The organism is Paenibacillus baimaensis, assembly GCF_025567575.1.
The window spans coordinates 585,663-601,643 of record NZ_JAOQIO010000007.1 but is presented as its reverse complement, the minus strand read 5'-3'; the positions used below and the strand labels follow the sequence as shown (position 1 = coordinate 601,643).

Genomic DNA, 15,981 nt, shown 5'->3' with positions numbered 1-15,981 from the left:
AGGAGAATCCTACTATGCTGAATTATGATTCGTTATTTAACCCATACCCTTCTCAAAGAATGGTGACCTATGGCAGAAAAGGTATGGTCGCGACGACACAGCCCTTAGCTGCACAAGCAGGATTGGATATACTGAAAAAAGGCGGGAATGCGATTGATGCCGCAATTGCTACAGCTGCCTGCTTAACGGTGGTTGAACCCAATTCCAACAGCATTGGCGGCGATTGCTTTGCTCTGATATGGGTGGATGGGAAGCTGCATGGCCTCAATTCAAGCGGCCCTTCTCCAGCGGCGATTACTGTCGACAAGGTCAGGCAGGCTGGACACAGCGCTATGCCGACTTATGGAATGATACCAGTCACAGTTCCGGGAACGCCAGCAGCTTGGGCGGCGATGTCAGAGCGATTCGGCCGGTTGCCTCTGGCGGAAGTGCTGCAGCCCGCTATCGAATATGCGGAACAGGGGTTCCCGGTATCACCGACCATTGCGAAATACTGGAAGCATGGCTTCGAGGCGATCAGCGCTTTGAACAGCAGTCTATACGATCCTTGGATGGAAACCTTTGCTGCAAATGGACGCGCACCCTATGCCGGAGAAATATGGCGTTCCGAGGGACATGCCCGCACACTTCGTTCGATCGCGGAAACGCAGGCGGAATCGTTTTATAGAGGGGCACTGGCTGAAGAGATGGATCGTTTTTTCCGTAAGCACGGAGGATTCCTGACCAAAGAGGATCTGGCCGCGTATAAGCCGGAATGGGTGGATCCGATCCAGGTCAACTACAGAGGCTACGATGTCTGGGAAATTCCTCCGAACGGCCAGGGGCTGGTTGCTCTTATGGCATTAAATATTCTCAAAGGAATGGGTTTTGACGCCAAGGATACGGTGGATACTTATCATAAACAGATCGAGGCTGTAAAGCTGGCGTATGTGGACGGTCTGAAATATATTACGGATGCGACCAAGATGAAGGTTACTACTCAGCAGCTGTTGTCCGACGATTATGCCCGGGAAAGAAGGGAATTAATCGGTGCGGAGGCGATATTGCCATTGGCCGGGGAGCCGCCCAAAGGTGGAACTGTTTATATGGCCACTGCGGATGAAGAGGGCAACATGGTATCGTTCATTCAGAGCCATTCAGGCGATTTTGGCTCCGGAGTTGTGATTCCAGGGACCGGAATATGCATGCAGAACAGGGGAGCGGGATTTTCGCTCGATCCAGAGCATCATAATGTCCTTGAACCTGCGAAAAAAACACGGCATACGATTATTCCGGGATTTATTACGAAGGACGGCATGGCCGTTGGACCCTTTGGTGTGATGTGCGGTTCCATACAGCCTCAGGCACATGTACAGCTGGTGATGAATACGATTGATTTTCATTTGAATCCACAGGCGGCTCTGGATGCACCGAGATGGCGTTGGGTGAAAGAAAAAGTGATCGAAGTCGAGCCACAGTTTCCCGATCATATTGCTCAGGCCTTGGCAAGACGGGGTCATATCGTGCAGCGGGCACTCGATTCCGGCATGTTTGGCAGGGGGCAGATTATTTGGCGAGATTCGGTAACCGGAGTGTTGGCAGGTGGAACGGAACCAAGAGCTGATGGAGAAGTAGCTGCGTGGTGAGTGACGACAACATCCGTTTTATTTCTAAGGGATAGGGGATGTATCTTCGAAAAGATGGATTATTAAGCTTATAATAACTGCATTAAAAATTTGGATGTTATATTAATTGGCTGGATACCCCTAACACATAACATCATTATATAATATTGTTGTAAGGTGAATGTTAAATTAAATAACATGAAAAGAGGGGATTATATGAAAAATGCTTTCATCCAAAAATCATTACTAGTCGTTGCCTCTGCCGCTCTTGTTACTGCTACAGCTTGTGGGAATGCTGACACCAAAGAAGCAACCCCAACTCCCGGGACTGCAGTAAAGGAAAATGTGACCCTTACGATGGAGTACAACTGGTCAAGCCCGAATGCTGACAACCAGCTGTACAAGGAACGGATCCAGAAGTTTATGGCTGCGAATCCGGATATCAAGATTGAGGCGCAGGATATCCCCTCGGCCCAATATCGAACCAAGCTGCGTACGGAAGCGGCAGGCAACAGCATGCCGGATATGTTTATCTTATTTCCGGGAATAGAAATGGACCCGTACATCGATGCCAAGGTGCTTATGCCTCTGGATGAGATTATGGATACCTGGAAAAACATTTTACCCGCTCAGGCGTTGGCTGGCTATAACGTAGACGGTAAGCAGTATGCGATCCCAACGAAAATGACCTTTGTTGATATTGTTTATTACCATAAGGATATGCTTGCCAAGGTTGGCTACAATCAGTTCCCGAAAACCTATACGGAATTACTTGATTTGGTGAAAAAGCTGAAAGCATCCGGTGTGGTACCGATTGGCATCGGTAATAAGAACAGATGGCCATTGCAATCGACCGTTCTCTCGACTGTTGAGGATCGGATTGCAGGAACGGAATTCCTCACCAAGGTGAAGCAGGGCCAAGCCAAATTTACAGATCCCGATTTTATTAAATCGCTCACGGTCTTTGACGAACTGAACAAGCTGGAGGCGTTCAACGCCGATTTGAACACGATGGATGAAGTGCAGCAGCAGGATTACTTCCTGCAAAAGAAAGCCGCGATCACCATGACAAGCTCAACCATTGATACCAAATTCCGTGTCAGCAATCCTGAAGGCGGAGACAATATAGGTGTTGCACTCTTCCCAACTATTGATGGCGGAAAAGGAACAGCAGGCAAAAGCGCAGGCGTCGTTCAATATGGAATCGGGCTCAGTAAAGAATTAAAAGGAGCCAAGAAGGAAGCTGCTTTCAAATTCCTGAAATATTTCTACGCACCTGAGCTGTATCAAGAATTGATGAGCAAAGGAATTGTGGTTCCGGCCAAAGTTGATATGCCTGCAGATACCAGCAAGTACCTGAAGGAAATGCTGGAGCTGACGAAAAATGGCGATGCGCTTGTATTTGACAGTGTGATGCCCGCACCTGTTAAGGATGTTATCGAGAATGGCCTGCAAGCCATTACGATGGGACAAAAGACACCAGAGCAGGTTGCTCAGGATATGCAGGCTGCAATTGAAAAAATAAAAAAGTAAATGCTCGTGGTGAATAGGGGAGTACTTGCACAGCTTCTTTAAGAATCATGTTGGGTAGGGAGGAATAGCAGTGAAAGCCTCAATCGGGGGATTTTCCTTCTATCAGCTGTTAAGCGAAGGTGAAATGGACATCTTCGGATATCTCGAAACCGTCAAATTCCGTTATGGATTGGATGCAGTAGATTTGTGGAATGGTTTTTTCTGTGACCGCAATGTTCCTATTTGGACTTTGGCAGACGAAGATTATCTGAGAAAAATAAGAAAAGCGCTGGATGAGAAACAGCTGACGGTTGCCAATTTGGCTGTGGATCGGGCCCACTTATGGGACCCCGATCCTGATGTCAGAGAACAATTACATCAAAATGCGCTGCTGCATCTGCGTGCAGCACATATTCTGGGAGCGAAGTCGGTCCGTATTGATACGAGCCGGGGCCCGGGCGCCATGACAGAGGAGCGGTTTGATTATACAGTCGGGCGTTTTCGGGAATATGCACAGATTGCTTCCGACTACGGATTCACGGTAGGTCCTGAGAATCATACAGGTGCTTCATTGAATCCATACTGGATGAAGCTGATTGCCGAAGAGATAGACCATCCAGGCTACGGCATCTTGCTTCATATTGGACGCTGGGAAGATGGGAACCAGCAGGGCGATCTGATGGTCGCTCCGTGGGTAAACCATACTCACTTTGATGCACGTACAGTGGGTTCGGCAAGAGCGGAAGAAACGGTCAAGCTTCTGAACAACCTCGGCTATACCGGATATTGGGCTGTGGAGTACAATGCGCCACAGAACCCTTATACGGAGCTCGGGTGGGCGCTCGGCTCCATGAAGAGAGTGCTCGTATCGGCAGGATTAACAAGCTAAGCTGGAGGCGTAAGCAATGGAACGGAAAAAGATCAGAATTGGCGTTATCGGCGTTGGGATTATTGGAAAAGCACATCTGGATAATTACGCCGGAATCGACGGTGCTGAAGTGGTTGCCATCTGTGACATTAATGAGCGTGAGGCTCTGCAGGTCGCAGAGAAGTATGGAATTGCCCATGTGTATACCGATTACAAGAAGCTGCTGGCACGCGATGATATCGATGCGGTTGATGTCTGTCTTCACAATAATTTTCATGCTCCTTTGACTATTGCTGCCCTACAGGCAGGGAAGCATGTGTACTGCGAGAAGCCGATAGCCGGATCTTATTATGACGGTCAAAAGATGCTCGAAGCAGCAAGGGAATGCGGAAAAATGCTGCATATCCAGTTAGGCCTGCTGTATAAAAAAGAAACGAAGGCTGCGAAGGCACTGATCGACGCCGGGCAATTAGGCAAGCTGTTTCATGCGCGCTCATCCGGGTTTCGACGTCGGGGCAGACCCTATGTCGATGGCTTTGGTACCTCCAATTTCACGCGAAAACAAAGTGCAGGCGGCGGAGCGCTGCTGGACATGGGCGTCTATCATATTGCGCAAATGTTGTACTTGCTCGGTGTCACCTCCGTTCAAAGAGTAACCGGCAAGCTGATTCAGGAGATGGAAATGGACCCGCAGCGACAAGCGGACAGCGGGTTTGACGTGGAAGAATTGGCTCTCGGCTTCGTTACGTTCGAGGGCGGACTTACATTGGATATTTTTGAAGCCTGGGCCGTCCATTTGGGTGGCGTAGAAGGAAGCAGTATTATTGGGTCCAAGGGCGGAATTCGCCTTCCGTCCTATCATTCAGCCGAACAAACGGCTGACTTCAGCTTTCATACAACGGTTGCCGACATGGATCTGGACAGCAGGATTGATTTAAACCGGATGGATATCCGTTGGCACAGAATGAGAGAGAATGAGGATGCGTACGATTCGTCACAGCAGCACTGGATTGCCGCTCTGCAGGGCAGGGTAGAGCTGCTGCCGACGGCTGATATCGCTCTGGCGACCATGCTGATCAGCGAGGGGCTTTACCTCTCGGATACGCTGGGACGCGAAACGACGGCGGCTGAAATTATCGCGAACTCGCAGTCACTTGCGATTCGGATGTAAGCCTTGTCGTTTCATCCTGCCGGGAACGGGGAGCTTGCTCTTCGTCCCTGGTAATCCTCTCATTAAATTCAGAGTGAAGGAAGGCTAAATATGAATGTAACGAAGCGGATGGGAATCACTATATTTGTCGGAATGCTGCCCGCCTTGATTATTTATATCGGCATTGCATTGGTTCCGGTTGCGATGTCATTGTACTATTCATTTTTCGATTGGAATGGCTTGTCTTCCATGACTTTTGTAGGCTTCGATAATTATGTTACCGCCTTGAAGGACAGCATATTCTGGAAAGGGTTTCAAAATAATATTTACATGATGATAAGCGGAATTGTGGGACAATTGCCAGCGGGGTTGTTTTTCGCGCTGCTGTTAAATCGGTCGTTGAGGGGTCTCAAGCTATATCGCTCCGTTTTATTTCTTCCGGTTATTATATCGGCGGTTATCGTTTCCCTTGTATGGAACATGGTGTACGGAACGGAATCCGGCTTGCTCAATAGTATCCTTAGCTCATCGGGTCTGGATTCATGGAAGCAAAACTGGCTGGGCAGCCCGCGTTGGGGCATGTTATCGGTAAGTATCACTTATTTGTGGCAGAACTACGGATTTTTTATGGTTATCTTTTTGGCTGGTTTGCAAAATATTTCGGAAGAGGTCAAAGAAGCGGCAGTTATGGATGGGGCGACCGGGTGGACGCGGTTGTGGTTTATTACGCTCCCGATGCTGAAGGAAACGATCTGGGTAACGCTCATCTTCTCGATCAGCAACAGCTTCCGGGTATTTGACCTGATCTATGTCATGACGGCTGGAGGACCTGCGCATAATACCGAGGTCATGAGCATTTATATGTATACCAATGCATTTTCGAACATGTACTTTGGGCTTGGAAGCGCCGTATCCATTCTGATTCTGATATTCAGTCTGATTGCTATATATGCAGCCAAATTAATTACCCGTAGAAACGATTAATCCAGGCAAGCTGCAGAAGGAGGAGCGAGTAGCTATGCAAACATCACTTGGCAAAAAAACAATTATTCATATCCTGTTGGCAGTATTGTCCGCCATCAATATACTCCCGATCGTCTGGATGGTCGTCAGCTCTTTTAAATCTGAGGCAGACTTTGCAACGAATCCCTTGGGACTGCCTAAGACTTGGAATTTCAGCAATTACACGAGCGCCTGGAAGGTTGCCCATCTGGGTACTTATTTCTGGAACAGCGTGCTCGTGACAGCAGCTTCGATTTTGCTGACGGTGTTGCTCGGCGCACTGGCCTCCTACTTTTTATCCAGATTTGAATTTCGGATGCGCGGATGGCTATACGGGTTGTTTATTATAGGGATGACGATTCCGATTCACGCTACGCTCGTTCCGATCTTTATCGTGATGAAAAAAATCGGATTGTTGAACACCCACCTTTCTTTGGTTCTTCCTTATACGGCCTTTCATCTCTCGATTACGATCTTTATTCTCGCAGGCTTCATGAGAGGATTTCCGAAGGATGTTGAGGAATCCGCTATTATGGACGGAGCTGGATTGTACCGAATATTCTGGTCGATCATTCTTCCGATGACCCGACCTGCTCTGGCTACTGTCATTATTATTAACTTTATTTACAATTGGAATGAATTTTTGTTCGCGCTTGTTCTGATTAATAAAGCGGCTCTGAAGACGTTGCCTCTGGGATTGGCTAACTTCGCCGGAACCGAGACCCGCTTCCAGACGCTGCAGATGGCGGCATTAACGATGGCTCTTGTACCGCTTGTCGGCTTTTACCTGGCGATGGAGAAGCAATTAATACAAGGCATGACAGCGGGCGCGGTAAAAGGATAATCGTCAATAAAGATCGTTTTACCTGCATAACTGGTTATTTATAACATGGATTTAATATTTAGGTAGCATCGAACCCTGGTTTTCCTTTAATGTAGAGAGGAAGCGTATTGCGGACAGGGGGAGCAGGATCGAGATGAGAGCTAACGGAACGCAATTATGGAATTTCAGCTTAAGAAGGAAGTCGGTAGCGATCTTTTTGCTGCTGGTCACTCTTCCTTCTATTCTGGTAGGTTACGTGATCTTGAGCTGGTATGACGAAATATTAAGGCAGCAATTCATAGACTCCATGGAAAAGAACCTGAACACCATCGAGCTGAATCTGACTGAAAAAATCAAGGCTGTTGAAGATATATCCGACTATATGATCTATCAGGATAACTTTCGTAATTTCATGGAAACTCCGGCGACTCCGGCGTACAGAGAGCAAGTCAATAAGGATAGGACCGCAATTGAAGGCTTTATTGCCTTCCAAACGATGTCAAAACGATATATTAAATCAATGTCCTTACAGGGGATTGGCGGCAACGCGCTGCAAATAGGTGAGCCTGTGACGGGATTGGAAACGAATTGGACTGATCAGGCGAAAGCGAATAAAGGTCGTATTGTCTGGACGGATTCCTATCCGCTGGAGAGCGGTTGGACTGGCGGCAAACGAGTCGTCTCGATGATTCGTGTCATTAACTCCTTTGAAAATCCTTCACGTCCGGTGGGTGAGGTCATCGTACGTTTGGATGAATCGGAAATAACAGACTTATTATCAAATGCTGTTCCCAAGGATCAGGGCTCGATTTTTATTGTTCGTGCTGACGGTACCGTTCAGCTTCACCTGGATGCGACGCTGGTAGGTCAACCTTATCCCGATGCAGCCTTGCTGCAAAAGGTGGCAAAGCCGATTAACAAAGTGTTTTCGTTGAAGGAAAATGGCATTTCCTACGTGGTGTTCAACCAACAAATGAAAGCGACAGGCTGGAACATAGTAACGATGATCAAGGAAAAGACCATTGTTGAAAAAACAAGGGCGATCAAGGCATCCTTGCAAATATTGCTGTTCGTTTTCCTCGTTTTTGGATTGTTTGCTTTAATTGGCTTTGAACTGACGATTATCCGACCGATCCTTGCCTTAAGGAAAGAGACGCACCGTCTGAAGCAGGGCGATTTTTCCGCACAGGTGGAAATTCGATCCCGTGATGAGGTTGGGGAGCTCGGCAGGCAATTCAATATCATGGTAACCACGATGAGGGAATTGATCGATAACAAGTACAAGCTGGAAATTCGGCAAAAGGAATCAGAGCTGCGCATCCTGCAAAGTCAGATGGACCCGCATTTTCTGTATAATACGCTCGACATGATCCGCTGGACAGCCAGACTGGAGAAGGCGCCCGAGACGAGCCAGCTCATCGAGACGTTATCGCGATTTTTTCGAATGGGTCTGAACAGTGAGAAGCGTTTTACCACATTGGCTGGAGAGATGGATTTTGTTCGTTCTTATCTGAATTTGCAGCAGAAGCGGATGGGCAGCAAGCTGCAATTCAGTCTCTATATGGAAGCGTCGCTTGAGGGTGCCGTCCTGCTGAAAAAGGTGATTCAGCCGCTTGTAGAAAACAGCATTAAGCACGGGTTCAGGCGACGGGGCGGCCAGATTCATGTACGCTGCTATCGCGATGGACAAGATATGATCATGGAAGTCCTTGATACAGGGGTCGGGTTTACGAAGGATAAAATTGAACAGATTCGTCAGGCGCTTGTTGAAAGAAGCGATGACCCTGCTGTAATGGATCATGCAATCTGTAACATTCATGAGCGCACCTTGCTGGTTTACGGCAGTGGATATGGAGTCGAGCTACCTGATCAACAGCAGGAAGCTGGAGCATGCGTAAGGCTAAGAATCCCTCTATGGATGAATGAACAGGAGGCGGAAGCATGACCATCAGAATGTTGATTGTGGATGACGAGCCGATCATTTGTCAAGGGCTGAGAGAGACCATTGCCTGGGATACCATCGATGTGGAGGTAGCGGGTGAAGCCTATGACGGCCTGGAGGCTTTACAATTCGCAGCCAAGGAGCCGATTGATTTGGTATTGACGGACATTAACATGGACGGAATGGACGGACTCGAGCTGGCCAAAACACTCAAGGAACGGATGCCGCATATCCGTATCATTATTCTTAGCGGTTATGATGACTTTGAGTATGCACGTCGGGCTCTGCGCCTTGGCATCGAGGATTATTTGCTTAAGCCTGTCGACATTGAAGAGCTCATGGCGATGGTTCAAAGAATCGGTCAGGAAATCGTACTGGAAGCTGAGCAGGCGCATGAGCGCAAGCAGGAGCTCCAGTTGAAGTGGTTCACCGAGCTCATACAAGGCGGAGGGACCATACAGCAGGATACGGATACGCCATCCTTTATATCTCGTGATGTTCATTCCTTCCGATTTATCGCCAGCCAAATTACGGATTATGCAGGCTGGGCCGAGCACGCTTCCGAGGAGCTTCGGCGATCTGCAAGAAGTCAATGGGAGGCAGCGGTTGCAGCTGCATTAAAGAGCTGCGATCAGGAGGTTATCTCCTTCTTTCATCATCCCAATTTGCTGTTAACGTTATGCATGGGGGCGCATCAAGTAAGCGGTGTAGATTTGACTGTAGCCTTGTCGGAGGTACAAGGTCAGATGTCGGATTGTCCGCGTCTGCATTTTGGAATTTCATCGGGTTATACCTCATTGAAGCAGCTGTATGCCAGTTATACCGAAGCGATGTCGGTATTGCAGCTAGATGCGATTCCGGGCTTCGGAAGCTTCAGATTCTACGATGAGGAACAGGTTCTGAAGAGGAGACCTCAGCAATTTGCCCCTTTAGAGCTGGAAAAGCAGCTGATGCAAGTGCTTTTTTATGGAAGCTATGAGGAATTGGATGATGTTATCGAAAGGATTATGCAGGAGCTTCGCGAGCAAGGGTATCTGCTAAAGGAAATTTTGCAGGCCATCAAGGAATTGAGCATCATTTTGCAGCGTAAGCTGCGTACCAACGGGATAGATTTATCGCGGCATACCGATTTATTTAATGCCCATGAAATCGACCTGCTGGTGCACAACTCCAGTCGGGCATTGGAATCGCTGCTCCGTCGTGAGCTGTGGTCGATGTTTTCGATTATTCATTCCTCTCTCGAAGGCAAGCATCACTGGATTACCGAACGGGTCATCACCTATATCGATTCCAGGCACACCACGGATTTGAAGGCTTCGGAGGTCGCAGCCTGGCTCAAAATTACACCGAATTATTTCAGTATTATTTTTAAACAAAATTTTGGCAAAGGATTTGCCGAATATTTGAATGAAGTCCGTATCAATCACGCCAAATCCATCCTCGTTGAGTCAGAGGAGCGCGTATTTGAGATTGCCGAAAAAGTCGGATATCGTGAATACAAATATTTTTGTTCGATTTTCAAAACATACACAGGAATCACACCAACCCAATACCGGAAGCTTGCGCAAGCGCCATCAGGCTCTCCCGAAACCTTGGTGGTGCGTAAGCGTTAGCAGGCAGGAAAGCAGGGAGTGGCAACAAAGATGTCGGAAGCTTCTTCAGTGAACGTACGTTCTTTTGGCGTCATCAAAGGGTTCAACTTTTTTATTTATGGGGCTATTGCGATTTACAGTTCTTTTTTTCCACTATATTTGAAAGCAATAGGGATGTCGAACTTTATGATCGGTCTTCTGCTCGCTGGAGGTCCCTTCATTTCACTGCTGTCCAATCCTTTTTGGGGTTATTGGAGCGATAGGCTGCAAAATGGCAGACGTATTCTGATCCTGCTGTTAGTAGGTAACGGGTTAGTCATGCAAGCTGTTTTTGCAGTCCATTCCACCTACTTTATTTATGGCTTAATGCTGATCTACTTTTTTTTCCAAAGTCCATTATTTTCACAAAGTAACAGTCTGATACTGGATGTCGTCGAAAGGACAGGCCACAAATTTGGCGCTTTTCGACTATGGGGGGCATTAGGGTGGGCAATCATGGCGGTGGTAACGGGGCCTATTCTCGAATGGCTCGGTATTCGGGAGTTCTGGATCGTATACGGCTTGATGATCGTGATTTCCATCGTGCTCGGTTGTATGCTTCCGCGTCAGGTTCCTACCGTAAGTGCTAAAAAGATATCTGCTGGCGGCTACGGTAAGATTCTCGGAAACAAGCTATTCCTGTCCTTGATTATTATCGGAATCCTGATCTCCATTCCCAATTCGATGAATAATATTTTTGTATCGATCTATATATCGGATATGGGAGGAAGCAATGCCTTGATTGGCTGGTCAGCATTCCTTTCCTCTATCTTTGAAATTCCGGTTTATTTGCTGCTTGATCGCTATTTACGCAGAAACAACAAGACGATGATCGCCTGCCTGATTGTCGTCAGTCTGCTGTATGCACTGCGGTGGCTGCTGATGTCGATGGCGGTAACGCCCTATCAGATCATTTTCACGCAAACGCTTCATTGCCTTACCTTTGCAGGCTATTATTATGTCGGTACCCAATTAACCGCTTATTTGATTCCTCAGCAATTTCGGGCTTCCGGGCAGGCTGTATATGCTTTAAGCTGGGGAGGCTTGGCAGGCATTATTGCGGGCATTATCGGAGGATGGATGTTTCAGGATCTGGGGGCGCCTACGATGTATCGCATTTGTACCTTAATGGCTTTGCTGGGTGCAGCCGGATTTGCCACCATGTACATGTATGCCTTCAAGTCAACAACACATCATCATACTTAATTTTTACTATTAAAGAAATTATAGGGAGGATTTATTCATGAAAAAGTTGAAGATTGGTATTATCGGGGCTGGCAGTATCTCAAGCTTACATATGGATGCTTACGCGAACAATAATGAAGTTGAGCTGTATGCCATTTGTGATATGAATGTGGAAAGAGCCCAGGAAAAAGCGGACAAATACGGGATTCCCCACGTATATTCGAACGTTCAGGAGCTATTGGCCAATCCCGAGGTGGAAGCTGTAAGTATATGCACCTGGAACAATACGCATGCCGAATTCAGTATCGCCGCTGTGAACGCGGGCAAGCATGTGCTTTGCGAAAAGCCGCTATGTCAAACGGTTGAGCAAGCATTGGAAGTTCAGTCTGCTGTCCAAAGCAGCGGCAAAGTGTTTCAGGTAGGCTTTGTCAGACGATATGGGAATACGACACAAATGCTGCGGCGCTTTATCGATGCTGGAGATTTGGGTGAAATCTATTATGCCAAAGCCAGCTATTTGCGTAGACTGGGCAATCCCGGCGGCTGGTTCTCTGACAGCAAGCGCTCCGGCGGCGGACCACTAATCGACCTTGGTGTGCATGTGATCGATTTGTGCTGGTACTTGATGGGCAAGCCGAAGGTTCAATCGGTAAAAGGTAATACGTATCGCAAGCTGGGCAACCGCGCAAATGTACAGCATCTATCGTTTTATCAGGCTGCTGATTATGATGCAACCCAGAATGATGTTGAGGATCTGGCCAATGCGCTCATTTGCTTCGAGAATGGTGCATCGATCATGGTCGATGTCAGCTTTACCCTGCATGGCATCAAAAATGATGGCACCATCAGCATCTACGGAACCAAGGGCGGGGCACAGGTGGAACCGGAGCTGCAAATTGCAACGGAAAAGCATGACATGATGCTAAATCTTTTGCCTCAGGCTGACACGCTTACGTTCGATTTTGTTGCCGGTTTCCAGAATGAGATCAATCATTTTGTTCGCTGCTGCCTGGGAACGGATGAAACTCTTAGCCCCGTTGAGGATGGTGTGGAAATTATGAAAATCTTATGTGCTGTCTACGAGTCGGCGAAAACAGGGAAAGAAGTTCGTTTCGACTAGAATGGCAAGATCGTATGGGATTTAATAATCTGAGTTAAGTGGAGGATACGGATGAAAACGAGCTTGAGTGTGTGGAGCTGCCACAAGTATTTTTATGATAAAACATGGACAAATGCGGATTTCATTCATTTTGTCGGTCAACAGACGAAGGCGGACGGGATCGAGCTGCTGCATCGTTTTTGGGACCCGGAAACGGATACCTCGCAGGTTGAAAAAGCATTGCAGCAGGAAGGACTGGAAGTAGCATGCGTTGGGGCCAGTAATAACTTTGCCTTACCAGACCCGGCAAACCGTCAGGAGCAATTGAATCACATCATCGAATCAGTCGATATTGCTGCCCGATTTGGTGCAAAGGTTATCAGGGTATTTTCCGGCAATCAGCAGGAGGGTGTTGCGTACGATGACGCCAGGCACTGGATCATCGAGGGACTGAAAGCAGCGGCCGACTATGCCAGCAGTAAGAACGTCGTTTTATGTCTGGAAAACCATGGGTTATTCGCAGGAAAATCGGAGCAGGTGCGTTCGATCATTCGGGAAGTGGATTCCTCTGCTCTTCGCAGCACGTTCGACATGGGGAATTTCATGCTGGTTGACGAGAATCCGAATGATGCTTTTGAACAGCTTCAATCTGTCGTTGCGCATGTTCATTGCAAGGATTTTATAAAGGTTGGAGAAGACTTTCAGGGCGAAAGCTATGCTTCCTTATCCGGAGACAAGTATGCCGGTACTATTATAGGAGAAGGCAACGTGGATTTGCGGCACCTGTTGAGTCGTCTTAAGGAGAACGGTTATGATGGCTGGTTAACCGTCGAATTTGAAGGAAATGAGGAACAGAAGGCAGGCAGCATTCAATCTATCGATCATTTGAAGCAGCTTTTGGACGAACAATAAGCGGAAGATTCATGTTAAAGCAGCGCAGATAGCGCTGCTTTATTTGTGTAGCACGAACATGAACATGTAAATAAAAACAAGAGTAGAGCATGTGGTACAACGCTCTACTCTTTGCTATTAGCTTCTATTAATCACGTATTTCTGCAATAATCTCGATCTCGACTGGTGTATGGAAAGGCAGCTCGTTTGTTCCAATAGCTGATCTTGCATGTCTGCCGTTATCACCAAACACGTCTACCAATAAATTAGACGCACCGTTGATCACGTAAGGCTGATCGGCGAAACCAGGTGCGCTGTTGACAAGGCCCAGCATCTTGACAATTTTCACGACACGGTCCAAATCTCCCAGATAGCCTTTCATTACAGCTAGACAGTTGATGATCGTCTGGCGGGCTGCCTCTTGTCCTTGTTCTATGGTAAGATCTGTGCCCAGCTTGCCCTCATACATCAATTCACCGTTAATGCGGCAATCCTGGCCGGACAAATAGATCAGATTACCGGTTTGAACGCAGGGAACATAAGTAAATCGCGGTTCAGGTGATGGGGGGAGTACGATACCAAGCTCGAGTAGTCTTTGTTCAATTTTTGCCATTGTTATGAACCTCCATAAATGTATATTAGTGATGGGTGCAGCAGTGCTGCGCCCGAATCAATTGGCCTTCTCTTGCGTGTGTATGCTGATCCTGATCAAAGGTTGGCTTGCCATTAACGATAACCTGAGTGATACCTTGAGGATATTGTCTGGGGTCCTCAAAGGTGGCATAATCCTGGATGGTTTCCGGATCGAACACAGCCAGATCGGCGGCATATCCCGGAACGAGCAAGCCACGCTTGCCGAGCTTGAAACGCTGTACAGGGAAGGAAGTCAGCTTGCGTACTGCCTGCTCAAGAGTCAGCACCTTCTCGTCACGTACATATTTGGCAAATACCCGTGGGAAGGTGCCGTAAAGTCGCGGATGCGGTTTGCCAGTTTCACACGTCAGGCTATCCGATGCAATAAGCGACCGTTCATAGCCGACTACCTGCTTGACATCCTCGTCAGCCATATGGAAATACACAATTGAAATTCGTCCGTCCTCTTCAAGCAGTAAATCAAGCATACAATCAACCGGATGCTGACCTCTGATTTCGCTAATTTCCTCAATATGCTTGCCTTCAAGTGCCTTGTTCTTCTCGGAATGAACAGCTGACAGGTAGATGCTTTGCCAGCCGGTGGAGCAGACCAGGTTATCCCAATCCTCATGCTCACGCCCCAGCTCCTCACGGATACGTTTACGCATACTTAAGTCTCTGCATAACTCCAAAACGCCATTGACGCCGCCTTCAAGTGACCACGGCGGGAGCACAGTCGTTAAGGTAGTGGAGCCTGCGCTATACGGGTACACATCGCAGGTAACATCAAGTCCGCGGGCACGGGCCTGTTCAATCAGCTCCATCGCTTCCATGACCTTGCCCCAGTTGCGCTTGCCTGCAGCTTTCAAATGACTGATATGCAGAGCAACGCCTGTTTTCTCGGCAATCCAGATCACTTCCTTGACGGATGGGATCAGATTGTTGCCTTCGCCGCGAATATGGGTCGAGAATAACCCATTGTACTTGGGCAATATGGAGCATAACGCAGCAACCTCCTCCTTGGAGGTATAGCTGCCCGGAGCATAGAGCAGTCCGATGGAGAAGCCTATAGCACCTGCTTTAAGTCCCTCCTCCAAAAGCTGCTTCATTAGCTGCAGCTCCTGAGCTGTCGCATCGCGTTTGGCGAAACCCATCACGGCAATCCGCAATGCTCCATGTGCGACGTAAGTCGCGATATTCTCGGAGGGAGCGGAACGTGCGAGCGTATCCATATACTGGGAGACGGTTTCCCACGGCCATTCCCATGAGGTTTTTCCAAGCACAGGCTGGACGTAGCTTTGCAGCAGGTCGGCATTCTGCTTGAAAAACGGGGCAGGAGCGAGTCCACAGTTACCGACGACCTCTGTTGTCACACCTTGCCGGATTTTAATTTCGCTATGGGGATGGTCCAGTATCATCAGATCGGAATGGCAGTGTCCGTCAATAAATCCGGGGGAGATGACCTGTCTATGAACATCGATCGTGCTGCGAGCTTCCTGATCAAGCTTGCCAACAGCTGCAATCAGCCCATCCTTAATGCCGACATCACCCAAAAACCAGGGATTGCCCGTGCCATCTACAATGCGACCGTTTTTCAATATGAGATCAAGCATAGTAACGTCTCCTTCTGTTCGGATTCGG

General features: G+C 48.0%; 13 protein-coding genes. 11 read left to right on the top strand and 2 right to left on the bottom strand.

Annotated elements, in window-relative coordinates; all coding sequences use genetic code 11:
• The first annotated feature begins 14 nt into the window (after window positions 1–14).
• The 11 genes from OB236_RS04255 (at window position 15) to OB236_RS04205 (ending at window position 13,728) form a co-directional block, all read left to right on the top strand.
• Window positions 15–1,625 carry a gamma-glutamyltransferase family protein gene (locus tag OB236_RS04255; RefSeq protein ID WP_262682917.1) on the top strand — a complete coding sequence of 537 codons (1,611 nt, stop codon included), beginning with the start codon at window positions 15–17 and terminating at the stop codon, window positions 1,623–1,625.
• A 195-nt stretch (window positions 1,626–1,820) separates the two neighbouring features.
• Complete coding sequence (locus OB236_RS04250; RefSeq protein ID WP_262682916.1) at window positions 1,821–3,137, top strand: extracellular solute-binding protein; 1,317 nt, start codon at window positions 1,821–1,823, stop codon at window positions 3,135–3,137.
• A 70-nt stretch (window positions 3,138–3,207) separates the two neighbouring features.
• On the top strand, window positions 3,208–4,005 hold the full coding sequence (locus OB236_RS04245; protein WP_076229349.1) for a sugar phosphate isomerase/epimerase family protein: 798 nt from the start codon (window positions 3,208–3,210) through the stop codon (window positions 4,003–4,005).
• A 16-nt stretch (window positions 4,006–4,021) separates the two neighbouring features.
• Window positions 4,022–5,155, top strand: a complete 1,134-nt coding sequence (locus tag OB236_RS04240; protein WP_262682915.1) for a Gfo/Idh/MocA family protein — start codon at window positions 4,022–4,024, stop codon at window positions 5,153–5,155.
• A 90-nt stretch (window positions 5,156–5,245) separates the two neighbouring features.
• Window positions 5,246–6,118, top strand: a complete 873-nt coding sequence (locus tag OB236_RS04235; RefSeq protein ID WP_262682914.1) for a carbohydrate ABC transporter permease — start codon at window positions 5,246–5,248, stop codon at window positions 6,116–6,118.
• A gap of 34 nt (window positions 6,119–6,152) precedes the next feature.
• The gene (locus tag OB236_RS04230; protein ID WP_076229352.1) at window positions 6,153–6,980 is read left to right on the top strand and encodes a carbohydrate ABC transporter permease; all 828 of its coding nucleotides are present in this window, start codon (window positions 6,153–6,155) and stop codon (window positions 6,978–6,980) included.
• 133 nt (window positions 6,981–7,113) lie between these two features.
• Window positions 7,114–8,904: a sensor histidine kinase gene (locus OB236_RS04225; RefSeq protein WP_262682913.1), complete on the top strand. Its 1,791-nt coding sequence runs from the start codon at window positions 7,114–7,116 to the stop codon at window positions 8,902–8,904.
• A complete protein-coding gene (locus OB236_RS04220; protein WP_262682912.1) occupies window positions 8,901–10,514 on the top strand; it encodes a response regulator in 1,614 nt (537 codons plus the stop codon). The genes OB236_RS04225 and OB236_RS04220 overlap by 4 nt, the downstream gene beginning before the upstream one ends.
• Window positions 10,515–10,532: 18 nt before the next feature.
• Complete coding sequence (locus tag OB236_RS04215; RefSeq protein ID WP_262682911.1) at window positions 10,533–11,738, top strand: MFS transporter; 1,206 nt, start codon at window positions 10,533–10,535, stop codon at window positions 11,736–11,738.
• 37 nt (window positions 11,739–11,775) lie between these two features.
• Entirely contained in the window at window positions 11,776–12,837 is a 1,062-nt protein-coding gene (locus OB236_RS04210) for a Gfo/Idh/MocA family protein (protein ID WP_262682910.1), read from the top strand.
• 51 nt (window positions 12,838–12,888) lie between these two features.
• Window positions 12,889–13,728: a sugar phosphate isomerase/epimerase family protein gene (locus OB236_RS04205; RefSeq protein WP_262682909.1), complete on the top strand. Its 840-nt coding sequence runs from the start codon at window positions 12,889–12,891 to the stop codon at window positions 13,726–13,728.
• A 127-nt stretch (window positions 13,729–13,855) separates the two neighbouring features.
• Here OB236_RS04205 and OB236_RS04200 read toward each other — a convergent pair whose 3' ends face one another.
• A complete protein-coding gene (locus OB236_RS04200; protein WP_076229358.1) occupies window positions 13,856–14,320 on the bottom strand; it encodes a RidA family protein in 465 nt (154 codons plus the stop codon).
• A 25-nt stretch (window positions 14,321–14,345) separates the two neighbouring features.
• Window positions 14,346–15,953 carry an N-acyl-D-amino-acid deacylase family protein gene (locus tag OB236_RS04195; RefSeq protein ID WP_262682908.1) on the bottom strand — a complete coding sequence of 536 codons (1,608 nt, stop codon included), beginning with the start codon at window positions 15,951–15,953 and terminating at the stop codon, window positions 14,346–14,348.
• Window positions 15,954–15,981: the final 28 nt, after the last annotated feature.

Coding starts and splice junctions, on each gene's coding strand:
- OB236_RS04250 (WP_262682916.1), top strand. CDS start 1,821: ATGAAAAATGCTTTCATCCAAAAATCATTACTAGTCGTTGCCTCTGCC.
- OB236_RS04255 (WP_262682917.1), top strand. CDS start 15: ATGCTGAATTATGATTCGTTATTTAACCCATACCCTTCTCAAAGAATG.
- OB236_RS04200 (WP_076229358.1), bottom strand. CDS start 14,320: ATGGCAAAAATTGAACAAAGACTACTCGAGCTTGGTATCGTACTCCCC.
- OB236_RS04225 (WP_262682913.1), top strand. CDS start 7,114: ATGAGAGCTAACGGAACGCAATTATGGAATTTCAGCTTAAGAAGGAAG.
- OB236_RS04235 (WP_262682914.1), top strand. CDS start 5,246: ATGAATGTAACGAAGCGGATGGGAATCACTATATTTGTCGGAATGCTG.
- OB236_RS04230 (WP_076229352.1), top strand. CDS start 6,153: ATGCAAACATCACTTGGCAAAAAAACAATTATTCATATCCTGTTGGCA.
- OB236_RS04195 (WP_262682908.1), bottom strand. CDS start 15,953: ATGCTTGATCTCATATTGAAAAACGGTCGCATTGTAGATGGCACGGGC.
- OB236_RS04240 (WP_262682915.1), top strand. CDS start 4,022: ATGGAACGGAAAAAGATCAGAATTGGCGTTATCGGCGTTGGGATTATT.
- OB236_RS04210 (WP_262682910.1), top strand. CDS start 11,776: ATGAAAAAGTTGAAGATTGGTATTATCGGGGCTGGCAGTATCTCAAGC.
- OB236_RS04205 (WP_262682909.1), top strand. CDS start 12,889: ATGAAAACGAGCTTGAGTGTGTGGAGCTGCCACAAGTATTTTTATGAT.
- OB236_RS04220 (WP_262682912.1), top strand. CDS start 8,901: ATGACCATCAGAATGTTGATTGTGGATGACGAGCCGATCATTTGTCAA.